Origin of the sequence: Paenibacillus sp. 8b26, assembly GCF_050626875.1 — a bacterium.
GTDB lineage: Bacteria > Bacillota > Bacilli > Paenibacillales > Paenibacillaceae > Paenibacillus.
Genome location: NZ_CP192445.1, coordinates 6,106,573 through 6,129,587, shown reverse-complemented (window position 1 = coordinate 6,129,587; position 23,015 = coordinate 6,106,573). Strand labels below are relative to the sequence as shown.

The 23,015-nt window shown below is 45.4% G+C and carries 22 protein-coding genes and 1 pseudogene; 11 read left to right on the top strand and 12 right to left on the bottom strand.

Features of this window, described 5'->3' with window-relative positions; translation table 11 throughout:
• Window positions 1-94 precede the first annotated feature (94 nt).
• Window positions 95-523, top strand: a complete 429-nt coding sequence (locus ACQ4MX_RS28335) for a VOC family protein (RefSeq protein ID WP_061830173.1) — start codon at window positions 95-97, stop codon at window positions 521-523.
• 101 nt (window positions 524-624) lie between these two features.
• Here ACQ4MX_RS28335 and ACQ4MX_RS28330 read toward each other — a convergent pair whose 3' ends face one another.
• Entirely contained in the window at window positions 625-996 is a 372-nt protein-coding gene (locus ACQ4MX_RS28330; protein ID WP_104495721.1) for a winged helix-turn-helix transcriptional regulator, read from the bottom strand.
• Window positions 997-1,230: 234 nt separating this feature from the next.
• Between ACQ4MX_RS28330 and ACQ4MX_RS28325 the strand changes: the two genes are divergently transcribed.
• Window positions 1,231-1,806 (top strand): NAD(P)H oxidoreductase, encoded by a 576-nt coding sequence (locus tag ACQ4MX_RS28325; protein WP_431088639.1) that lies wholly within the window; start codon window positions 1,231-1,233, stop codon window positions 1,804-1,806.
• 275 nt (window positions 1,807-2,081) lie between these two features.
• On the opposite strand, the gene ACQ4MX_RS28320 is transcribed toward ACQ4MX_RS28325, so the two are convergent.
• From ACQ4MX_RS28320 to ACQ4MX_RS28305, 4 genes are read right to left on the bottom strand one after another with little or no spacing between them, the layout of a single operon-like run.
• Window positions 2,082-3,089, bottom strand: coding sequence for a FecCD family ABC transporter permease (locus ACQ4MX_RS28320; protein WP_431088637.1), 1,008 nt, complete (start codon window positions 3,087-3,089; stop codon window positions 2,082-2,084).
• On the bottom strand, window positions 3,086-4,111 hold the full coding sequence (locus tag ACQ4MX_RS28315; RefSeq protein ID WP_431088636.1) for a FecCD family ABC transporter permease: 1,026 nt from the start codon (window positions 4,109-4,111) through the stop codon (window positions 3,086-3,088). The genes ACQ4MX_RS28320 and ACQ4MX_RS28315 overlap by 4 nt, the downstream gene beginning before the upstream one ends.
• 34 nt (window positions 4,112-4,145) lie before the next feature.
• Complete coding sequence (locus ACQ4MX_RS28310; protein WP_431088634.1) at window positions 4,146-5,129, bottom strand: ABC transporter substrate-binding protein; 984 nt, start codon at window positions 5,127-5,129, stop codon at window positions 4,146-4,148.
• Between the two features lie 47 nt (window positions 5,130-5,176).
• Window positions 5,177-5,461, bottom strand: coding sequence for a hypothetical protein (locus tag ACQ4MX_RS28305; protein ID WP_431088633.1), 285 nt, complete (start codon window positions 5,459-5,461; stop codon window positions 5,177-5,179).
• 211 nt (window positions 5,462-5,672) lie between these two features.
• Here ACQ4MX_RS28305 and ACQ4MX_RS28300 point away from each other — a divergent pair, with 211 nt between their 5' ends.
• On the top strand, window positions 5,673-6,104 hold the full coding sequence (locus ACQ4MX_RS28300) for a hypothetical protein (protein WP_431088632.1): 432 nt from the start codon (window positions 5,673-5,675) through the stop codon (window positions 6,102-6,104).
• Between the two features lie 93 nt (window positions 6,105-6,197).
• Here the strand turns inward: ACQ4MX_RS28300 and ACQ4MX_RS28295 are convergent.
• Both ACQ4MX_RS28295 and ACQ4MX_RS28290 read right to left on the bottom strand, forming a co-directional pair.
• Window positions 6,198-6,824: pseudogene (locus tag ACQ4MX_RS28295) on the bottom strand (aminoglycoside phosphotransferase family protein); the annotation flags it as partial.
• 198 nt (window positions 6,825-7,022) lie between these two features.
• Window positions 7,023-9,044: an FAD-dependent oxidoreductase gene (locus ACQ4MX_RS28290; RefSeq protein WP_431088630.1), complete on the bottom strand. Its 2,022-nt coding sequence runs from the start codon at window positions 9,042-9,044 to the stop codon at window positions 7,023-7,025.
• 535 nt (window positions 9,045-9,579) lie between these two features.
• On the opposite strand from ACQ4MX_RS28290, the gene ACQ4MX_RS28285 reads away from it, so the two are divergent.
• Complete coding sequence (locus tag ACQ4MX_RS28285) at window positions 9,580-9,909, top strand: DUF3817 domain-containing protein (RefSeq protein ID WP_431088629.1); 330 nt, start codon at window positions 9,580-9,582, stop codon at window positions 9,907-9,909.
• Window positions 9,910-10,119: 210 nt separating this feature from the next.
• Here the strand turns inward: ACQ4MX_RS28285 and ACQ4MX_RS28280 are convergent, their stop codons facing one another.
• Together ACQ4MX_RS28280 and ACQ4MX_RS28275 are read right to left on the bottom strand one after the other, a co-directional pair.
• On the bottom strand, window positions 10,120-10,371 hold the full coding sequence (locus ACQ4MX_RS28280) for a YolD-like family protein (RefSeq protein WP_431088628.1): 252 nt from the start codon (window positions 10,369-10,371) through the stop codon (window positions 10,120-10,122).
• A 183-nt stretch (window positions 10,372-10,554) separates the two neighbouring features.
• Entirely contained in the window at window positions 10,555-11,124 is a 570-nt protein-coding gene (locus ACQ4MX_RS28275; protein ID WP_431088627.1) for a TetR/AcrR family transcriptional regulator, read from the bottom strand.
• A gap of 139 nt (window positions 11,125-11,263) precedes the next feature.
• On the opposite strand from ACQ4MX_RS28275, the gene ACQ4MX_RS28270 reads away from it, so the two are divergent.
• The 7 genes from ACQ4MX_RS28270 to ACQ4MX_RS28240 all read left to right on the top strand — a co-directional run bounded on the left by ACQ4MX_RS28270 (window position 11,264) and on the right by ACQ4MX_RS28240 (window position 19,224).
• Window positions 11,264-12,727, top strand: coding sequence for a DHA2 family efflux MFS transporter permease subunit (locus tag ACQ4MX_RS28270; protein ID WP_431091435.1), 1,464 nt, complete (start codon window positions 11,264-11,266; stop codon window positions 12,725-12,727).
• A 208-nt stretch (window positions 12,728-12,935) separates the two neighbouring features.
• On the top strand, window positions 12,936-14,471 hold the full coding sequence (gene nikA / locus ACQ4MX_RS28265; RefSeq protein ID WP_431088626.1) for a nickel ABC transporter substrate-binding protein: 1,536 nt from the start codon (window positions 12,936-12,938) through the stop codon (window positions 14,469-14,471).
• A 1-nt stretch (window position 14,472) separates the two neighbouring features.
• Window positions 14,473-15,417 (top strand): nickel ABC transporter permease, encoded by a 945-nt coding sequence (gene nikB, locus ACQ4MX_RS28260; RefSeq protein WP_431088624.1) that lies wholly within the window; start codon window positions 14,473-14,475, stop codon window positions 15,415-15,417.
• Window positions 15,414-16,268, top strand: coding sequence for a nickel transporter permease (gene nikC / locus ACQ4MX_RS28255; protein ID WP_431088623.1), 855 nt, complete (start codon window positions 15,414-15,416; stop codon window positions 16,266-16,268). Before nikB ends, nikC begins: the two co-directional genes overlap by 4 nt.
• Before the next feature lie 7 nt (window positions 16,269-16,275).
• Window positions 16,276-17,112: an ABC transporter ATP-binding protein gene (locus ACQ4MX_RS28250; protein ID WP_431088622.1), complete on the top strand. Its 837-nt coding sequence runs from the start codon at window positions 16,276-16,278 to the stop codon at window positions 17,110-17,112.
• Window positions 17,105-17,947, top strand: coding sequence for an ABC transporter ATP-binding protein (locus ACQ4MX_RS28245; RefSeq protein WP_431088620.1), 843 nt, complete (start codon window positions 17,105-17,107; stop codon window positions 17,945-17,947). The genes ACQ4MX_RS28250 and ACQ4MX_RS28245 overlap by 8 nt, the downstream gene beginning before the upstream one ends.
• Window positions 17,914-19,224, top strand: a complete 1,311-nt coding sequence (locus ACQ4MX_RS28240) for an MATE family efflux transporter (RefSeq protein ID WP_431088618.1) — start codon at window positions 17,914-17,916, stop codon at window positions 19,222-19,224. The genes ACQ4MX_RS28245 and ACQ4MX_RS28240 overlap by 34 nt, the downstream gene beginning before the upstream one ends.
• 564 nt (window positions 19,225-19,788) lie before the next feature.
• On the opposite strand, the gene katA is transcribed toward ACQ4MX_RS28240, so the two are convergent.
• From katA to ACQ4MX_RS28225, 3 genes are all read right to left on the bottom strand, one after another.
• Window positions 19,789-21,246 (bottom strand): catalase KatA, encoded by a 1,458-nt coding sequence (katA, locus tag ACQ4MX_RS28235; RefSeq protein ID WP_431091434.1) that lies wholly within the window; start codon window positions 21,244-21,246, stop codon window positions 19,789-19,791.
• A gap of 197 nt (window positions 21,247-21,443) precedes the next feature.
• Window positions 21,444-22,046 (bottom strand): adenylyl-sulfate kinase, encoded by a 603-nt coding sequence (cysC, locus tag ACQ4MX_RS28230; RefSeq protein ID WP_431088616.1) that lies wholly within the window; start codon window positions 22,044-22,046, stop codon window positions 21,444-21,446.
• Between the two features lie 62 nt (window positions 22,047-22,108).
• Window positions 22,109-23,014: a TIGR02452 family protein gene (locus tag ACQ4MX_RS28225; RefSeq protein ID WP_431088615.1), complete on the bottom strand. Its 906-nt coding sequence runs from the start codon at window positions 23,012-23,014 to the stop codon at window positions 22,109-22,111.
• Between the last annotated feature and the right edge of the window lies 1 nt (window position 23,015).

Below are 23,015 nucleotides of genomic sequence, written 5' to 3'. Positions count from 1 at the left end.
ACGGATCTTATTGTATTTTTGTTTGTATGCAGGTAAATAATGAAATAAGGTCGTATAGTATGGAAAAATAATGATCCTTGAAGGAGTGAAACACATGTCTGTTGATGTTTATCTTAACTTTAATGGAAACTGTCGTGAAGCAGCGGAGTTTTACGCAGAGGCATTTGGGACTGAGAAACCACAAATCATGACGTTCGGTGAAGCACCGCCCAACCCCGATTATCCCCTACCGGAAGAAGCCAAAAATTTGGTCATGCATACGCGGCTTCAAATTGATGGTAGTAATGTCATGTTTTCAGACGTTTTTCCTGGTATGCCTTTCGTAGCCGGAAACAACATCAGCCTCGCCATCGTCAATAAGGACGAAGAGAAAATTCGATCGTACTTTCATAAATTAAAAGAAGGAGGAACCGTAAGCATGGAACTTCAAGAAACATTCTGGAGCAAATGTTACGGTAGCCTTAAAGATAAGTTCGGAATTGAATGGCAATTAAGTTATGATAACGGAATGACCGACAGTTAGTCTGTTATATTACCCTGCGATAGTTAAGCCCTCGCAAGCTATTCTGATTGAATACTTTGTGAGGGCTTAATATCAGCTTAAAGTTACTCTATACAGCAGCCTTAGAATTCTTCCAAAACCTTGGATTTGTCTCCATGAATCTTATCCAGGTGATCCTCTCCCCAGTAGCATAAATGGTCTAGCGCGGGTTTTAATCCCCAGCCGTAGTCCGTTAACTCATACTCCACTTTAGGAGGGATTTCATTATAAACCTTTCGTGTAACGATCTCATCCTTTTCTAGGCCTCTGAGCTGAGTGGTCAGCATTTTTTGTGTAATGCCGGGTATTAACCGACGAAACTCAGACGTTCGTTTCCGTCCTGTCATCAGATGGTAGATAATTAAAGGCTTCCATTTCCCTCCCATCACCTCTAAAGCCGCTTCCACTCCAACTTGATACTTCTTTTGAACCCTATTTTTTGTCTGTTCAGTCATTTCTTAATCCTCCTTTAGAAGGCTTCGTTTGCTCAGAACAACCCATCACTTCAATTCATTACTCAGATCAGTTTCTAGGGAATCTACCTAGGGCACTTCCATGTTCCTATGGCACCTGTATCATCCTATAGAACTTAAAAGTGCGTACTTCCAGATTATTTTCCTACTGTATATAATAGCATCAAGCATTGAGCATTCCTAGAAGTAAGCTATTGAGAAAGGTAGTGAAGAAGCATGAAAGTATTAACCGTTGTTTCACACCCGAGAAAAGATTCCTTGACCTTTAAGGTTGCTGATCGTTTCGTACAGGGTCTTGCCGATGCAGGCCACGATTATGAGATATTGGATTTGCATGGGATTGGTTTTGATCCTATTTTAAAAGGAGTAGATGAACCGGATTTGACAGTTGCGGAACAGTCCTTTTCCCCTGAAGTAGAAATGGAAATAAGGAGGATGAAGGAGCATGATGCATTGGCATTTATTTTCCCACTTTGGTGGTGGAATTTGCCAGCTATGCTGAAGGGTTATATTGACCGTGTATGGAACAATGGGTTTGCGTACGGTTCGAATCACCTGCATCATCAGCATATCTTGTGGCTTGGCTTGGCCGGCGTTTCGAAAGAACAGTTGAAAAAGCGTAACTATGATGAAATGATTACTCATTTGCTGAATGTGGGAATTGCAGATTATTGCGGGGTTTCCAATTCCAAGGTTGAATTCTTAGATGAGACCCTGAGTTCAAATTCCGGTCATTTTGAAATGCTGCTGGACCAAGCTTACCACTTGGGTTTGAATTATGCCAAGGATTAAGCTTTAAGTAGGCTGAGTTTGAACAATCGTGACAACTTATTTGCCCAACGTATCAAAACTCCTACAATGATAATGTGTTTCACACAATAATTGTCCAGCTTTATAGCAAATCAATTTTTTACAATCCTCACCCTTCAACACGAAGGCCGGAAACCCTAACAGAATGTGAGAAAGAATTGCTTTTCCGCAAGGAGACCTAAGTAGTAACAAAAAAAGACGCTAACCTAGCCATTTTTTCCATGGACATGGTTAGCGTCTTTTTACTTATCGTGCATTCAACTGGCTTTTGACAGCAAGTAGAGGAAATAAGGGGTAACCAGTATGGTAATAATGATACCCGTTGGAATATCAGCACCAAAACTGATAGTCCGCGTAAGTGTGTCAGCAATTAAAATGACGAGTGCACCAACTAATCCTGTGGTAGGTAGTAACAGCTTATGATTGGGCCCTACTAGCTTACGCGCTAGATGGGGACTGACCATGCCTACAAAAAAGAAATTCCCGCCAAGTGCCACGCTACCGGAGGCTAGAGCCACCGCAGCAATCGTCAAGCCGATAAATTCCCTTTTAATCGCTACACCCAGTCCCGATGCCGTCTGATTTCCCAAATTCAACGTATTAAGCGTGTTCGACCTGTAAAAAGCGTAAAAACTAAGGATAAGCACCCACGGGAGCAGCACCATAATATAGCTCCAGTCGTCCCCCCACAGGTCTCCAGCCTGCCATCGCAGAGCAAAGTCATACTGTTGCTTGTCTAGCCGGAGTGTCATCATCAGAGATAATGCGCTGTAGCCACTGCCCATAGCGACACCGGTTAAAATTAAGCCCGTAGGCGAGATGTCTCTTCCCCGCCTGAAAGCGAACAAAAAAATCAAAAATGCTGCCGTAAGGCCGCCTGCAAAAGCCAGCCCTGGAAGAATAACAGGTGATAATAATCCATCACTGGCGAATAACGTAATATACAAAAGTACAAATAAACCCGAGCCTGAGCTGATTCCCAGCGTACCTGGGCTGGCCATGTCGTTTTTGAGCAAACTTTGCATAATACAGCCCGATATGGCCATGCCTATACCTACCAATATAGAAAGCACAATTCGGGGCAGTCGAAAGTCAAACACAATCAGGTTCTGCTTGCTCGTTCCTTCGCCAATGATGACCTTGAAAACTTCGATAGGAGACAGATTCATTTTCCCAACATTCATACTGAGTACAGCCACTAGCAGAGTCAGCACTACTAATAGTAAAATAATGCTAATCCCCCTGGTATTACGGGACAGTTTCAACTAAACTCCCTCCTCTGCTTGCGCACAAGGTAGAGAAAATAGGGTACGCCCACCAAGGCAAAAATAATGCCAAGGGGTGTTTCGTGAGGGCGATTGATCAGTCTTCCCAGTAAATCTGCTGTAACCAGAAAGACTGCACCATACAGCGCTGAGGCTGGAATAATATATCGGTAGTCCGTTCCGACCAAATGGCGCATGATGTGTGGCACAATCAACCCAACAAAGCCAACAGGACCAACGACAATGACCGATATCCCCGTCAGGATTAATACAATCAGAGTTGAGAAAACCTTGATCCTATTCGCACGGATTCCCAAGCCTGATGCCACATCCTCTCCAAAGCTCAAGATCGTAATTGAGGGAGAAAGAGCGATAGCACAGATCAAACCCAATACAAACAATGGTGCAATAAAAGCCAATTCGTTCCACTGAGCACTGGCCGTACCACCAGCAGACCAGTAATCAAGGGCTTGGCCAATCTCATACTTAATGGCGATAAAAGTGCTAAATGCACCAAAAAGCATCGAGATGGACATTCCTGCCAGCACCAGGCGCTGAGGCGTCATTCCTCGCTTGCCTATAGATGCGATGTAATACGTAATCGCTGTAGTGACTGCCGCACCCAGACAGGAGTACAGCATGGTTTCTCCATAGGAACGACCAGGCAGAAAAGCCATACATAATGCGATTGCAAATGTCGCTCCAGAGCTAATCCCTATAAGCCCTGAATCCGCCAGTGGATTGCGAGTGGTTCCCTGCATAATCGTCCCACACACAGCCAAGCTGCACCCTACAATGATGTCTGCTACGGTACGCGGAAAACGCAAGGTGTGAATAATCTGGTGTTCTGTAATATTGGGATCAAACTGAAATACAGCACCCCACGCCAGCTTCAGGCTCATTTCCGCAGCACCAAAGGTAATCGAAGCTGCGGTAACCATGAATAGCAGGAACACACCCACGATCATATAGCTTATAAAATGAAACATTCCTTTTTTACTTTGTTCTTTATGAGTAGACATGAATTACACCCTTAGTTGGTCAATTATGCATCGGTTACTTCGCTTGGTTCAGTAATTTATTAATCATATAATCCAGTTGTCCTGTCATACTGGCAACGTCCGAATAATAGAACAGTCCCGCATATTCTGTTGGAATTTCAATGATGTGTCCATTTTTAACTGCCGGGATACTGCTCCAGATTTTCGTTTTAGCATATTCGGATTCCTTCCCCTCTTTTTTGAACCAGAGAACGTAATCTCCAAAATATTCAGCAGCTACTTCATAGGATAAAGAGCCTCGACCTTCTCCGGACTCTTTAACCAACGTATTGAGTTTTTCCGGCTTGTGAAGTCCAAGATAATTGTAAAGCAACGTTCCTCCACGTGAGCCTGTTTCATAATATACTCCGTAGGAGTCACTACCCCAGTCCTCGAAAATGCTAAACGTTTTGTCCTTGAATATGTCGGAATTTAGTTTCTCTTTCGCCTGACTCAGCTTGCTTTCAAAGAGTGCAATGGCCTTGTCCGCTTCATCTTCATGACCTGTCGCCTGACCGAGGAATTTGATACGTTCAAGAGAAGTCATTTTATCCTCAGGCACCACGAGAACAGGCGCAATTTTGGACAGCTTATCATAATCCTTTGTATCATATGTAATGATGAGATCCGGATCATACTTCATAATTTCCTCAGTTTCCCACTTTTCAATATTGGGCATGTCGTTAAACTTATCGTAAAAAGGCATCGTTTCTTGTTTCCAGCCCATTACCGCTGCTGGCTTGATCCCTAGTGTGAATACATCGCCAACATACCAGTTCACCACTACCCGTTGAGGATTAGCGGGCACCTTAACATCTCCTTTTACCGTAGAGACTGTACGAGTATCAGAATCACTACTTGCCTCTTCCTTCGTGGAGGATGCAGGTTTAGCAGATGAATCGGAGGAACTGCCAGCATTACCACACCCTGAAATAACGAAGATCATTACGAATAGTGCACATAAAATCATGTGAAATTTCTTGTTCATCATACGATGCATGTTGTAAAACTCCTTTGAAATATAGTAAGTGCAGAACATACTTAAAATTAGTGATATTGATAATCATTATCACTAATAATTTTAAATTTCACCTGAGTTATTGTCAACTGTTTCTTTAACTTTTTTTGCTTCAGCATTTGCACTCCTCTTTCGTACATGAGAAGAGTATAGCCCCGCTCGCCAACTTGTACATACGGGCTAAGATCATCGTAAAAATCCGTACGGGAAGGTCGACTTACATATTGCTCATACTGGTCTTCATACATCGAAGTTCGTTCAAGCAGCTTAATAGTCAGATCTATGATTTCTTGTTCGCTATACATTTTTTTCATCAGATTTTCCCTTCCTTTCACAATCTTCAACTCATTTTATCAAACAAATAAACGATACATGAATGACCGTTTAATATCATTAAATCACTAGTGTTGCAATAAGAAGTGAAACTTATTTTTTACCAACTATTAACAATTCTTTTTGGTGCAAACGATAATTAGAATAGAGGGGATTTTCCCTTCTATATTTCAAACTGGAGGAGACAGGCGAATGAATAGAGTATGGACGAAAGCATCGGCTATTCTATTGGTAGTAGTATCCCTGTTATTCAACGGAACGTACGCGCTCGCAGCTTCGGCAACATCCAATTATGTAGTTACGTTCCAGCAGGCGACCTTGGTATCGAATGATCATGTAGGCAACGAATGGGCGATTGCTGCTCAAGCAGGCGGCAAATCCATTGAGGAAGGCAGCAGCGTGAAGATCAAGGTCAAACCGGGCGGTAGTATTCAGTTATATGCCTATGCCGAGGAACAGGATAAAATCCCTGACGAGGGCGAAGCCCGCAAAAACGTAAAAGTCTCCACCATTTCTGCCAAAGGTTCTACCGTTAAGCTAAGAGTTACTGTCACTGAAAACCGCGGACGCTATTCAGGCAATCAGGCAGTTTGGGAATTTACGTACAAGATCAAAAAACAATAATAGAACGCAAAAATAGACCGTCACTTCCAGGAGCGACGGTCTTCGTTTTTACAAGGCCAATTTATGCTAAGAAACATAATTCCTTTACTCTTAATCCATTCTATTAAAATCAATGATGCCCAGTTCACCAGATGGGGTAACTACCATATTTCCCACATGATAGTCTCCATGCTGAAATGTCTGGGGACGATTTTCTAATAGATAGCGATGTTGCTCAATAAAACTAATGGTTTGATCGGCTCTCTCAAAGGGAATACCGCATGCTTTATAATTTGTGATATATCTGTTGATTTTGGCATTATAATATTCGGCCCATGGCGCTTGATCTTGCTCCGCAGGGATTTCGTGCATTTTTCTTAATATTACTCCTGCTTGAACCCCGAGTTGATATTGCTGTGCTGCGTTTAACGTGGGAATGACCTTTTCAGCATCTTCCCCTTTGATCCAGGTAAATAAGGAGTATACGGACTGTCCGTTGTTGCAAATCCCAAAATTAAGCGGCCGGGACATTAAAATGTTCTCTATATGATCCAGTTTTTTTACAGCTTCAAACTCGCGTTTCTTTTTATCATAATGAACCATATCCGCTATTCTTAGCAGCAAGTCCCTACCGTCAGTGGTTTGAATATAATATTTTTTGTCACTGGACCAGCCTTTATGAACCTCTTCCACATTACTCCACGTACTGAAGCCCGGGATTTCACTAAAGATTTGATTCAAGTTATGACACCTCCCACGTTAAAATAGCCTTACTTACTAATATATGCTTTCCATAGTTTACCTTTAAAATGACAGAGGAATCAATCTTCTTACTAGGATAAATGCCAAATAAAAAAGGCTGAAAAGACAATGCTGTCTCTTCAACCTTAATATTAAATGAGCTGTCATAGTGAATACCCATCACTTTGTACCGCCAGATTAGTAAGAATAAGAAAACTCATTTTTAAATTCGTCTACCCGCTGAATGGTTTTCAGAATATTCCGGCCTTCACGGGTGCCATCAATAATACGACGAGCTTGTTTGCTATCCCCGATATTAACGACTTCTACTTGATGTTCCTTACCATATTCGAGCAAGCTGTCCATAAGCGGACTGAATGAACGCATACCCAAGCATACGAAACCGAGGTCAAAAGGAATCTCAAACTCCTGTTCTCCGTGTTTTACTTTGAAACGGTCGCTGCACACTTCTGTCAAAGCAGTTTCCGTATGAACGTTCACTTCCCGCTCTTCCACCATTTTCATCATAGAAATACGGGTAATCATATCCAGATCTTTGCCCAGTAAGGGCATCATCTCAATAATGGAAACTTCTTGAGCGCCACGCTCTGCGTAATATTCGACAACGTCCAATCCCACGGCTCCGCCACCTACTACAGCAATGCTTTTGCCTTCAAACTCCTGGAAGTTCTCCATATTGTGCAAAAGATCAAAGATAGAGAATACTTTTGTGCCCGGTTTGCCCAGTTGAGCATGCAGACCTGCAATTGGTGGAAGCAGTGGTTTGGCCCCTGTTGCATTGACAATAATATCAGGATTCAAAGCAGTAATCATCGCTAGATCTGCTTGGGTTCCTGTGATAATATCCAGATTGGTCAGTTGTTTGGTGCGTTGAATCAGATAATCAGGGAAATCATTGATGCGTGTTTTGTCCGGCAAGCGGGCAATATCGCGAGCCAAGCCACCCAATTCTGGTTTTTCTTCAAAGAGGGTTACTTTGCAGCCTACCTCAGCCGCTGTACAGGCCGCTTCCAGTCCTGCCGTACCACCGCCAATCACAACAACTTGAACGTTATTCCTAACGCGTTGTTTCCGGTATTCAGCTTCCTTGAACAGGTCAGGATTTACAGTACAGCAAATCGGTTTGCTCTTGGAAATCCGATGATCGGCACAGCCGATGTTGCAGGAAATGCATTTTCTAAGCAAATGCTCGTAGCCGTTCTGCACTTTAAGCACCCAGTTCGGTTCTGCAATCAAGCCTCTACCCATAGCCAGAAGATCGGCGTCACCTCTCTCCAAAATATCCTGCGCAGCTTGTGGACTCCGAATATTACCTGAGGTCATCGTGACCTTTCCAAATTTATCTTTTACCGCTTTGGCCATATAAGAGCGCCAACCATCCGGCAGGTTCATCCCGTCAATCTGGAACTGAATGGAATCATTCAGAGCAGCAGAAACGTTCAGAATATCTACCTCATCATTAAGATACTCCAGTAACTCCAGTGTATCTTCCAGTGTGTTCCCACCTTCTGTGAACTCTTCCGCACTAAAACGTAAGCAAATAGGGAAGAATGGGCCCACTACCGAACGAATTTCATCAATGACTAATCTGGCAAAACGGGTACGGTTTTCTGCGCTGCCGCCAAATTCATCCGTACGTTTATTATACATCGGCGAAAGAAACTGGCTCAGCAAGTAGGAATGACCTGCATGAATTTCCACACAGTCAAAGCCGGCCCGTTGCGCTCTTCCTGCTGCTTCTCCGTATTTGCGCACAATGGCGTAAATTTCTTCTTTTTGCAAAGGTCTTGGAATCGCTCCGCCCTTTTTAGAAGGAATATTCGAAGAAGATACGGGTTGAACTCCATTCAATCGTCCAGCATAGGCCGAAGCACCCGCATGGTTAATTTGGACAGAGACGCAAGCTCCATAGGAATGCAGGGCTTCTGTTAATCTAAACAGTCCGGGAATAAACTGATCGTTATCCATACGCAGCTGGGTTGTTCCGTTCGTACCCATTGGGAAATCCAAACAAACATTTTCTACTGTTATCAGACCGGTACCACCTTTGGCCCGTTGCACGTAATAGTCAATATGATCCTGAACAAAGCTTCCGTCCATGGCAGCAAAGTTAGTTCCCATCGGGGGCATAACAACCCGGTTTTTCAAGGTCATGCGTCGTATGGTCAGAGGTTCAAAGATAGCAGGATAGTGGTTCATTGTTCTTCCTCCTTGCAAGTTTGCAAATTTCATGTTCAAGCTTCCATTAAAGCATTCTCATATGTGATTTTTTTCACTTTGAGGAATATCGAGATATTATTGAGTACGATCATTCCTTATGATTTGATTTTATATCATCTGATCTATAAATTCTAATGCTATTTTATGTATAGAATCATAGTTTCAATCTATAGATTGAGTTAAAAAAGGAACAAGCTTGTAAGAACTGTCTCTTTTGTGTAAACAAAAATCATGCTTATATCCCATTACCTACCTGCTTATCCTTTCTTTTGAATCCGAAGCGTACACGCTCTATCCATCCTTCACTCTCGTATCTGTCCAGCAGCCCAGTCTAAGCTTTAATTCCATTCATGTAAATGTGAAAATCCAGACATATCTTCGGGGTATTATCCTCTAAAACGAAGAAAAAGCTGTAAATATTCGATATATCGTAACTTTCTACCGTTTAACCAAAGCGTTTTATAGGCTATATTAAATTTTAAGTAATAGGAATAAGAAATAGGGAGGTTTATTCATGTTTAAAAATGCTTTTAAGACGTTTGGCGTCATTGGTAATATTGAAGCGATTTCATATCTGCTGCTTGTATGTATCGCTATGCCGCTTAAATACGCAGCCGGGATGCCGCAAATGGTAAGATGGGTGGGGATGATCCATGGGGTACTGTTCGTGGCTTATGTAGTTGCGATTGTAGCTATGTTGATTTTTCGCAAATTGACGGTATTACAAGGGCTTATAGCTTTGATTGCCTCGCTGCTGCCGTTCGGTCCTTTCATCTTTGACCGTAAGGTGCTGAAGAAGGCGGAAGCGCGTATGGATCATGCTACTCCTGTTAAAGCTACATAGGCACATACAAAAATAATTTTACGTAAAAACACGGCTTTCCGGGGCTTCTGTAACCTTGGAAAACCGTGTTTTTTTGGTATTATAAAATGTTATTTTCCGAAGTTCCCCAAGCTTTCGTAATAGTCATCTGACGGAGATTGAAAAAGGGGCACCCCACTTTGTCATGATTTCATTCCTTTATATTATGTAATCTTATAGACAAATCCCCCACTAATCTCTTGGGTAATTTACACTCATAATGTCCATAAAAGGAACTTTGTCCGTTTCACCATTACTCTCTACATGAACCCTGCCCGTTCTCGAGTCCATTTTGACGATCTGCCCGCGGGTTGTTTCTAGACGTCCCCATACGGTCAACACGACTTCGGATTGCTCTTGCTGTGCTTCTGCAAGCTGGTTCCCGATTTCCTCCAGCACAAATTCATCCCGGGTAGGCCGTTTGGCCACCTTCGCCTTTGCCACTTGCTTTCACCCTTCCTTTACTGCAAAATCAAATTCATTCTATTTTACCATACTTTTCATCATTTGGTGCTGGTAATCTGAGTTAAATCGTGTCACTTGCGTATAAAAAAGAACCGATTTTCTCACGAACAAGAAAATCGGTTCTCAAAGCTGGTCAGCCAGGAAGCAATTCCATATCCTTTTTTATTTGACCAGCTGTGGAATGTAATTCGCTACATTATAAATAGGTGCGCTGCTCTGCTGAGTAAGGGCCAGAATTAAGGCTCCTTCCAGCATGGAAATAATAAGTACCGCCAGACTATGTGCCTTTTCCTCTGTCCATCCCGCTGTCTGAAGACGTTCCATATAGATATGTTGCCAATCTGTAAACGTATTCACGCAGGCACGCCGCAACGATTCGCTGATGCAGGAAGTTTCCGCAGCAGCCCAAAATCCCATAGGCATAAAGCCATTAAAGTTCGTTTGGTCCGCTTCCTCAGCTGTATTGCGGATGAAATCCTGTATGGCGAGCACAGGATCCTCTTTCCCTGATAGCGTTTCTTTCAACTTTTGCTTAATAAACTCATTCCCTCTTCTGATGCACTCCAAAGCCAATTCCTCTTTGCCACGCGGAAAATAATAATAAAGCGAGCCTTTCGGTGAGCCACTCTCCGCAAGAATCTGATTGAGTCCGGTAGCGTGGTAGCCCTGATGAAAAAAGAGCTTCGAAGCGGTTTGTACAATATTTTCATATGATTCGGGTTTAGCAGCCATATACAGCATCCTTCATTAATATAATATTTACAATTTTTATTTTGACAAAAAAATAACTTCACGTTTATTATATATAGACCGATCACTATAATTCAATACCCATCAATTTTATTGGAGGAACAAAAACAACATGAGTACAATGAGTCAAACAAGCCCTTCGTCTGATCCCAAGACGTTCAAGGTACTGCCTATTATGATTGCCCTGCTGCTTAGCGGCTTTATCGGAATGTTCAGTGAAACGGCGTTGAACATTGCGCTGAATGATTTGATGCAGATTTTGCACATTACAACAGCAACAGCTCAATGGCTAACCACGGCCTTTCTGCTGACACTCGGTATTTTGGTACCTGTATCGGGCTTGCTGCTTCAAACCTTTACGACAAGACAGCTTTTCGTCACATCACTGCTGTTCTCTATTGCAGGCTGTCTCGTTGCTGCGTTAGCACCAACCTTTTCAGTGCTATTGATCGCACGCATTCTTCAAGCCGTGGGTACGGCGCTCTTATTGCCGTTGATGTTTAATACGATCTTGATCATTTTCCCGGCTGAAAAGAGAGGCGCAGCTATGGGGATCATCGGATTGGTTATTATGTTTGCTCCTGCGGTTGGACCTACGATTGCGGGTCTGGTGCTGCAAAATCTGTCCTGGCACTGGATTTTCTGGATCTCCCTTCCGTTTCTGATTCTTTCGCTGATTTGCGGTATCTTGTTTATGCAGAATGTTTCGGAGATTACAAAGCCGAAAATTGACATTCCATCTATCCTGTTATCTTCCATTGGCTTCGGTGGTGTTGTGTTCGGTTTCAGTAAATCTGGAGAAGGCGGCGAAGGCTGGGCTAGTCTGGTAGTTTTGCTCCCTCTGATCATCGGATTGGTATCTTTGATTCTGTTCTCTGTACGCCAGTTAAAAATGAAGCAGCCCATGTTGAATTTGCGCGTCTTTAAATATCCGATGTTTGTTATCGGCGTTGTGATGGTCTTCCTGTGTATGATGACGATCCTTTCTACAATGCTGATTCTCCCACTCTTTTTGCAAAAAGGGCTGGCCCTGTCCGCGCTGTCCGCAGGATTGGTGCTTCTGCCCGGCGGAATTATCAATGGTCTGTTGTCACCCATCATGGGTTCCCTGTTCGATAAATTCGGTCCAAAATGGCTCGTTATTCCGGGACTTGTGATCGTTGCCGCTGTCTTATTTTTCCTGTCAGGCATTACGACGACATCAGCTATCGTACTCATTATTGTGCTGCATAGCTGCCTGATGATCGGCATTTCCATGATCATGATGCCTGCTCAGACGAACGGTCTGAATCAGTTGCCGATGGACCTGTACCCGGACGGTACAGCCATTATGAGTACGCTCCAGCAAGTTGCTGGTGCAATCGGTACAGCCGTGGCGGTCAGCATTCTCTCCAAGGGCATGGAAAGCTATTTAAGCCAATCCAGTATGCCGAAATCTGTAGAAGAATTGGCGAATGCTATGGCGTTTGGATCACAGAATTCTTTCTTCTTTGCCATGATCATCAGTGTAATTGGGTTGATCCTTGCGTTTTTCATCCGCAGAGTTCATGTTGAGCATGGCACTGCTAAAGCTCCCATGCATTAATTAATAAATTCTTTATATCTCAAACTAAATATATCTTAAAAAACTTAAAGGCTGCTAACCAACTCACTATTGGTTAAGCAGCCTTTTTCTTATAACTCTATATACATATTCATACAATTACATATTTACAAAGCTCCCCCATTTGGTTACGATATGATTCATGGAGTAAAGTGTAAAAATTACGATTACTATTAAGGAGGATTCCCTGTTGTTTAAGCGAACGTATTTTAAACTATTTATACCTGCGGTAATAGCGATGATAATGGCAGCATGCGCTTCATCTCCATCAGCTTCACCCTCTCCATCGGCTGCACCACAAGATAAAAGTGTGACCTTATTGTTCAATGTTCAAAGCCCTTCTATAGATCCTCATGCGGATGTAAATTACACAGCCGTTCGGGCTGGAGTAAGTGAAACACTGATCAAAGTGAACAAGGATCTCAAGCTGGAAGCTTGGCTTGCAGAGAAATGGAACAGCAAGGACGGACAGCACTGGACCTTCAACATCCGACAGGGCGTGAATTTCCATAGCGGTAAAGCCGTCGATGCCGCTGCTGTCAAAGCATCCTTGGAAAGAGCACAGATACTCAATCCATCGGTCAAAAATGCGCTACATATCCGTGATATTCATGCAGACGGACAGATTTTGAGTATTACGACAGACAAGCCTTTCCCCGAATTTGTATCTGAGCTGGTTCATCCGAATACCGCTATTATAGACACCACAGCTATAGGTGACTTCCCATCGGGAACGGGACCGTTCAAGGTTGTCAGTTTCCGTGCCGGAAGTGAACTGAATTTGGATCGCAACGATCAATATTGGAACGGTGAAGTAAAGTTGAAGCATGCGAAGTTCATGTTTAACGAAGACGCCAATGCACGTCAGCTTGCTTTTCAAGCCAAAACTGCCGATATTGTGTATCGTCCGCCAATTGAAAGTCTGGAGCTGCTGAAAGCTGATTCCACCGTTAAGGTTGATTCTCTTCCTAGTCTGCGGACGCATCAACTTATTTACAATATGAACAATAATGATCTGAAAAAGACGTCTGTGCGTAAAGCATTCGATAACCTGATCCATCGGGATGAGATTGCCAACGGTATCATGTCTGGTCAGGGAACCCCTGCTCAAGGCCCGTTCTTGTCTGACTTTCCTTTTTCACCGAAATATATTACGAGAAAGTTTGATTTGAATGCCGCACGAGAAGGCTTCAAGCAAGCTGGATATACGGTGCAGAACGGAAAAGTTACGAACCCCGACGGCAAGCCACTTCATCTCACATTGTTAACTTACCAGTCGAGAGCGGAGCTTCCACTCATTTCACAACTGATTCAGGCTAACGCTAAGGAGCTCGGCATTACGATTGATATCCGTCAGGTTGATAATATTGACGAATATCTTGCCGCTCATCAGGATTGGGATTTGGCGACTTACAGTAGCATTACAGCCCCGCGCGGTGATGCAAGCTATTTTCTGAACGCGGCTTACATGCCTGAGGGAGCATTAAATTACGGGCGTGTGGGTGTACCAGAACTGGAGGCTATGATTACACAACTGAACACAACCGTGAATGAGGAACAACGCAACAAGCTGGCGCTGGAGGCTGTCACGCTGATTGACCAAGAAAATCTGCAATCCTTTCTGGTCCATCCCAACAACGTAGTGGCCTATCGCAATTACGTACTTAACTGGGTAACAAGCCAAAGTGAATACTACCTGCTGACCCAGGACCTGGATGTGAACTAGCATGCTCAAATCCTTCGCCAAAAAGATTCTTAAACTTGCATTGTTCTTTCTTATTCTTTCCTTTGTGAGCTTCTGTCTGCTTAAGCTTGTTCCGGGCGATCCCGTCCGGAGCATTCTCCGAGTAGATGATGTAGCAGTGTCCAATCAGCAAATTGCGGATATGCGCAGCCAACTGGGGCTGGATCAGCCATTACCTGTGCAATATGGTAAGTGGCTGGTTCAGTTGCTTCAGTTTGATTTTGGACAATCTTATTTAACCCATCGTCCGGTATTTACAGAGTTTATGGAAAAACTGCCTTATACACTTCTGATGACCGGAGGCTCTCTGTTCATTATGCTGCTGATAGCTCTCCCGTTGGGAACGATGGCGGCGCTGTACCGTAACCGCTGGATTGACAGAGCCAGTCGTGTGTTTGCCTTAATCGGCTCCTCGATTCCTAGCTTTTGGCTGGGGCTTTTGTTAATCGAATGGTTTGCAGTTAAATTGCGCATTTTGCCATCTATGGGTGAAGGAACCGCTTTTCATTTGGTACTCCCTTCTCTTACCTTGGGATTGGCAATGGCGGCCGTCTATGTACGAATGATCCGCGCAAGTCTGATTGAAAGCTCGGGGCAAGATTTTATCAAAGCGGCGCAAGCCCGTGGAATCAGCCCAGTTCGCATTTTTTTCAGGCACATGTTCCGTCACAGTCTTGTTCCACTCATTACGGTATTCAGTGAGAGTATAGGCAGCCTACTGGGAGGCACGGTCGTGATTGAAGTGCTATTCGCCTATCCCGGGCTGGGCAAATGGATTGTGGATGCCATTGCTGCAAGAGATTACCCCATTATTCAGGGCTATACCGTATTTATGGCTGCGTTCATTGTATGTATCAATATCTTAGTAGAGCTGTCCTACCGTTGGGTCAATCCTGAAATTGCTTTGAAGGAGAAACGTTTATCATGATAAAATCCGTACATGAGGAAAGGGGGCAGCTCACCAGGACGCGATTGTCCAGAAAATGGATCGTGTCGCTCTCCATCCTGCTCATTCTTGCAGCAATTACAACCGTTCCGTTCCTTGCTCCGCAAGATCCGTATCGTATCCAGATGGGGAATCGCCTTCAACCGATCAGCGCTACGCACTGGCTGGGAACCGATCATTTGGGCAGAGATGTGCTATCGAGAGTGATAGCTGGACTTCGGACGACTGTCGGAACCAGTTTGTTGATTTTGGCCGTTTCACTGGTTGTCGGGGTTCCTCTCGGTCTGCTGTCAGGATTTATTGGAGGCTGGATGGATCATGTATTCAAACGGGTGGTCGATGCCTTCATGACATTACCTGATTATATTTTTGCCATTGTACTGAGCGGCTTGCTCGGACCTGGCTTAGTAAATCTTATTTTCGCGGTGACTGCGGTAAAATGGGTTGGTTATGCTCGACTGGTGCGCAGTACCGTTCTGGCTGAAAAGCAAAAGGATTACATTTCGTTATCCATACTGGCGGGTACCTCCTCCCTGCGGATTGTCATGCGGCATATTCTACCCCATGCAATTGGGAATGTTCTAGTACTGGCTACGCTGGATATCGGAAAAATCATTTTAATGATTGCCTCCCTATCTTTTTTGGGCTTAGGTCCACAGCCGCCAATTCCCGAATGGGGCACTATGCTGAATGAAGGACGAGCGTATTTTCAAATGGCTCCCCATCTGATGCTGGTTCCCGGGATAGCTATCGTTCTAACAGTGCTACTGGCGAACGTCCTTGGAGACAAGCTGCGCGACCATTATGATGTTAAAACCCGGACGGAGGAGTGAACTGCATATGCTGACTATTGAAGGCTTAACGATTCGGACAAATGTAAAAACGATTGTAGAGCAACTGGAGCTTGCCGTTCGTCCGGGGGAATGGTGTGCTCTAGCCGGCGAAAGCGGTAGCGGCAAAAGCATGACGGCGTTCGCTATCGGCGGCCTTCTCCCCTCTTCTGTTACAGCGGAAGGAATCATTTCGTGGAAAGACAATAATTTGTTAGCCCTATCCGCTAAACAAAGACGTTCCTTGCTTGGTAGTGAAATATCTTACATTTTTCAAGACTATCACGGAGCTTTCACCCCCTTTCTGCGTGTAGGCAGCCAACTGGACGAGCTGATGCGCGCCCATGGCAAACAAGATCGCAAGGCGCGTAAGCAACGCTGTATCGAGGTGCTGGAGCGCGTACAGCTTCCCGCCGAGCGCGTGTACCGAAGCTATCCGTTCCAGCTCAGCGGCGGTCAATTGCAACGGGCAGCTATTGCGGCTGCACTGCTACTGGAGCCGAAGTTGCTTATTGCCGACGAGCCTACAACTGCGCTGGATACGCTCACAGCTCATCGGGTGCTCCAGCTCATTGACCAAATCCGGACGGAAACGGGTATATCCGTCTTGTGGATCACTCACGACCTGCGTCATGTACGCAAGTATGCGGATCGAATCGCAGTGATGCGTGCAGGTTCACTGGTTGAAACTGGCGAGACGCAAGCGGTGCTGAACCATCCGACCCACCCGTATACTCGTCATCTTCTGGTGGCTATTCCACCGCTGTCTCCGGGCGCTCCAGCACGTTTGCCTTACAACAGCACTGAAGAACAGGCCGCATTGGAAAGGAGCGCATTACATGAATAATCAAGCCGCCTGCGCTCAGCAGCAAGACACGTCTAATGCTGTCGTGTCCGTCTCCGGTTTGACGAAGGCTTACGCTGGAGGTAAAACGGTGTTGCAAGATGTTGCTCTGTCGATCTCCCCCCGAGAATGTCTGGGTATCGTCGGGGAAAGCGGCAGTGGGAAAAGCACACTCGCTCGCTGTATTTTGACATTGGACCCGTTTGAACAAGGTGAGCTTAGACTGGATGGACAGTCTATCCGGGGGTTAAAGCGGAGCGAATTAAAACGGATTCGCAGCAGGCTGGGTGCGGTATTTCAACATCCAGCTGCGGCTTTGAACCCCAGACTAACCATCCTGCAATCCCTGCTGGAGCCACTGGACCAGCTCAAGTACTATGTTCCTTCCTTTATGGCGGGTATGTCCTCAGGACGTCGGGATACAGCAAAACATCTGCTTGGTATGGTAAAGCTTCCAGCCAGCTATCTGGATAAGTTTCCACATCAGCTCAGCGGTGGGGAAAAGCAGCGTGTAACCATCGCACGTGCCATCAGTACAGAGCCGGATTTTATCGTATTGGACGAGCCAACGGCAAGTTTGGATGTGACCACACAAGCCACCGTTTTGAATCTACTCAAGGATTTGCAGGATGAGCTAGGGCTAGCTTATCTGTTTATTTCCCATGATCTAGCGGCTGTACACTTTATGAGTGATCGAATCATGGTCATGAAAGATGGCAGTGTGCTTGAGCATTTTTCCAAGGAAGCATTATTTCATTCGGATCGCCATCCCTATACACAATCATTACTGGAGGTTTTTTCAACATGTTGCCTTCCCACCGAGCCTATCTTGCTTTAGCCATTCCTTTAATTATCTCAACGATTACGACCCCGCTACTTGGTGCGGTGGATACTGCGGTAATCGGTCATTTGAGCCATTCTGCCTATTTGGGCGGTGTGGCAATAGGTACTCTTATTTTCAATACTTTATATTGGCTGTTTGGCTTTCTGCGAGTCAGCACATCTGCTTTCACCGCACAGGCTGCCGGGGCTAAAAATAACGACCAGGGTATAGCTGCCCTCATGCGTCCGATGGGGATTGCTTTGGTGATCGGGGCCTTGTTCATACTGCTGCAAAAGCCGATTCTGCTCGCTTCTCTCCAGCTTATTCATCCTGCTGCGGATGTGGCGGCGCAGGCATCAATCTATTTTAACATTCGTATTTGGGGAGCGCCCCTCACGCTGGTGAACTATGTACTGCTCGGCTGGCTAATGGGATTGTCTCGCGTAAAGGCGACACTGCTTTTGCAAATTTCCATGAATGTCATCAATATGGTGCTGGCTATTTTGTTCACACAAATCATGCAATGGGATGTAGCAGGTGTGGCTGGTGCTACTCTGATTGCTGAGGTCTTCGCATGTGTGCTGGGTTTTGTGCTGGTGCTTCGTTCGTCGGTCTGGAAGGAATGGAAGCGCAGCGGACAGCGGGATTGGCGGGGGTGGTTTGGAGCTTCGGAGCTGAAAAACGTCATGGCAACGAACCTTGATCTTATGATTCGCACGGCTTGTCTGCTGACGATGTTTAATCTGTTTACATCGCGCAGTGCAGGTTTTGGAACCGATCAGCTTGCGGCGAACGCTATTTTGCTGCAAATCCACTACCTTATGGCTTACTTTTTTGACGGATTTGCCAACGCCAGCAGTATCATGACAGGTCAGGCTCGGGGTGCAAGGGATCAAAAAATGCTGCAAAGAGTTATTCATCTATCCTGGTTCTGGACGCTTGTAACCAGCGTGCTGACGGGTGGGCTGTATTTCGCACTGAAAGAGCCGCTAATCCGTCTGTTTACCGATAATGCTACGGTGATCAGCCTTACGAGTCCATATAACGGTTGGCTAGTCGCCTTTCCACTGGCCGCCGGACTGGGACTGGTCTTCTACGGTGTATTTACAGGCATGACGGTGACGTATCCGATCCGTAATTCAATGCTCATTTCACTGGTCATCTTTTTGATCGCGCTGTTCTGGTGCGTTCCCCACTATGGGAATCATGGTCTTTGGCTGTCTTTTATCGTATTTGCTTTGGGGCGGTCACTGTTTCTTGTGATCTATTTGCCTCGGTTGCAGAGGATATAGCTTGCTAACGAAACGTGTTAATGCGTGCTTCTATGACCGCTACGAGGACGGATTATTCTTACGATCGCTGTTGCCTCCGAATTTCTTGATTATAATTTTGAAGGGTGAAATTCGGAGGCAAAGGCGAACGCTGACGCTTCTACAGAACGATTCCGTCCTCTCCGCTGGTTTTATGCTTTTGCATCAATTATATTTTTAAACACCGAAACACACCAAAATAAGCCGCATAACCTCGTATTATTGGAGGCTTGCGGCTTTTCTGATTTTTGTTTCTTGTCCTTCGGTTTGTAAGACTGGCACACACTAAAATCAGCGGAGAGGACGGAACGATTGCGAAAAAACGGTCGCGGTCGCCTTTGTCTCCAGATTTACACCGCCGAGTGTGATTCAATAAATCTGGAGACAACAGCGATTGGAGCAACGTTCCGTTCACGGAGCGTCCACCACAAGCACCTGCTTTACATCATACTCAAAAGCAAAGGATGTCCCATCAACCATGTACGTGGCGTTGAGGCACCCTTTTATTTTAGGGAGAAATCTTGAACCTAAAGTGTGCAAATACCTCTATTCGCCTTGCGGAACAGTCAAGCCCAAACCTTCGGCTACACGGCGGCCGTAATCAGGATCAGCCTTATAGAAATGTCCAATCTGACGCAGCTTGATTTCATCACTTTCCACTGGCTTCATCGCACCCACGATGTTTTGTACCAGACGCGCCCGTTCTTCTTCGCTGAGCAGACGGTACAGGTCACCCGGTTGAGTGTAATGGTCATGATGGTCATAAGCTACACTTTGAGCTTCACCTGATACTTCAAAAGGAGCGATGTTGTGCTCTGGAGACTCTTTCGGCCCACCGAGGCTATTTGGCTCATAATAGACCGATCCGCCACCATTGTCGTCACTACGCAATGCACCATCACGTTGATAGTTGTGTACTTCTGCATGAGGTCGGTTGATCGGCAATGCATTGTGATTTGCGCCTACGCGGTAGCGATGTGCGTCTCCGTAGGCAAACAGGCGTCCTTGCAGCATTTTATCCGGAGATGCTTCAATACCGGGAACGAACGAACCCGGAGAGAACGTTGCCTGCTCTACTTCTGCAAAATAGTTCTCGGGATTGCGATTTAATACCATGCGTCCCACCTCGATCAGCGGATAATCCTTTTGCGACCATACCTTCGTCACATCAAATGGATCAAAGCGGTATGTGTCCGCATCCTCCACAGGCATAATTTGTACATGAAGCTTCCATGCAGGGAAGTCGCCCTTGTCGATGGCATTAAACAGATCTTCGGTATGATAATCCGGGTTTTCACCGGCAATTTTGGCAGCCAGATCTACATCGAGATTTTGTACGCCTTGCTCTGTTTTAAAATGATATTTCACCCATACCGCCTGCCCTTCGGCATTGACCCATTTGAACGTGTGGCTACCGAATCCATGCATATGTCTGAGTGTAGCGGGAATGCCGCGATCGGACATCAGAATACTTACTTGATGCAGCGATTCAGGAGATAAGGACCAGAAATCCCAAACGGCATTAGGGTTTTTCAGATGAGTTTGGGGGTGGCGTTTTTGCGTATGAATAAAGTCCGGAAATTTGATAGCGTCCCGGATGAAAAATACGGGTGTGTTGTTGCCTACAAGATCGTAATTGCCTTCCTCGGTATAAAACTTCACCGCAAAACCACGCGGGTCGCGTACCGTATCGGACGAGCCTTGCTCACCGGCAACCGTAGAAAAACGGATAAACATCGGTGTGCGCTTGCCCACCTCAGATAAAAAGCTTGCTTTTGTATAGGCAGATAAATCATTAGTGACTTCAAAATATCCGTGCGCCCCTGCGCCCTTGGCATGAACCACGCGCTCCGGCACACGTTCCCGGTTAAAATGCGCGAGCTTTTCCAGCAGATGCACATCCTGAATCAATGTAGGCCCGCGTGATCCAGCCGTTATGGAATTTTGATTATCACCGACAGGAGCGCCCCAGCTGGTAGTCAGGTTGGTTGGTTGTTTACTCATCATTGAAATCACCTCTTGAATGAATTGGTTGGATATATGCTGTAATCAAAAAACCTCCCGCCTCTGGTGCCGAATATCTGAAAAAACCAGGGGGAAATTCAGACGGCTTCAAGATCGAGAGGTTTATTCTATTTAAACATGAATTCCATTTTAGATAATGAAGATTTCAGGAAGATTTGAAAAAGGTTTGACGAAGATTAGAGCAGCAGCTGCTCTCTGTCGAGAAAATCCAGTATATCCTGAACCGACTGGCCAATCTCCCGGCCTTCAGTGGATACGATGAGCTCAGGCTCCAAAGGTGCCTCGTAAGGCGCATCAATACCAGTAAAATGGCGTATTTCCCCGGCTCTTGCCTTCTTGTACATACCTTTGGGATCACGTCGCTCGCATTCCTCCAGACTGCATTGGATATAGATTTCATAACAGCCTTCCTGCTGCAAAATATCCTTTACCATTTCACGATCCTCACGATAAGGAGAGATCGTAGCGCAAATCGTCAACACCCCCGCATGTGACATCAGCTTCGCTACTTCAGCAATACGACGGATGTTTTCTTTGCGGTCAGCGGGCAGGAAACCCAGATTGCGATTTAAACCATGCCGAACATTATCCCCATCCAAAATAAACGTGTGTATGCCTCGTGCAAATAGTGCTTTTTCCAGTGTGGAGGATACCGTTGATTTTCCCGAGCCAGACAGCCCCGTAAACCAAAGTACCGGGCTTTTATGCCCATTCAGAAGCTGGCGCGCTTGCTTGTCAACGTCTGACGCATGCCAGGTGACGTTTGGATTTGGATTCATTCAGCACTCTCCTTTTTCATAACTTATCACTGTATATGGTTTTTGAAACACGTCCCCCAGCTTTAGGAAAGGCCGTATTTAAAGGCGTTCAAGGTACGCTGTCCTGCTGTATGATCCAGCACCACAAAAACAATCCGGTCAAACAACAATCCATATCCTTCATCTACAAGCACTTGCTTGAACCAGACGGCAACCTCTTCCGGCTTATTGCGGAATACCCCACAGCCATAGGCTCCCAGCACAAGATGCTCTACCCCGTTTTGCGCAGCCAAACTGAGTATGTAACGGATTCGCTCCAGCATCACTTCGCCGATCCGATTTACCTGCTCTGGCTCCCGTTCTCGCACGACTCCAGCATTAACAGCAGGTGCGGTCAGGAGAGCGACTTGGTACGGCTTCTCCAGCAGCATTCCCTGATCATCCCTGAACACCGGAACATCAGGCGAATAAATCATATAATCCGAATAAAAACAGCTCCGCAGCTTCCGGTTGTGCTGGTACATCTCTTCCATTTGTGAAATACAGGGATACAATGCTGACGAACGAGCCAAGCTTTCCTCCTGTGCCTGACTTCCTCCGAGAAATCCACCTCCCGGATTTTTGGCTGATGCAAAATTCAGACACGCCACGTGCTCCAGCTTCTCCGAAACCTGGAGCCTATACGCCGCCTCCAATGTGCTTTCTCCCGTAACTTCCATCTTCTCATGAATCGTCTGTTGCGTCAGCCGAGAAGACTCTAATGCGCCTTTTAATAGAAGAATCTTTTCCTCCGCCTCTTGTTTTACAGCCACAAGCAGGGATGGTGCATATAGCTTGGAGCCTGTGATGGCATTGCTTACCTCTTGTGCAATATTCACTTGTGCCTGTTTGGTATTCGTATAATATCCATTCTCCAAAATAGATAGTGTTTCCTGCGCCATATGTGATCGAATATCCCGGTGGCTCCGGGGGTTCATGGTATGTTTCATG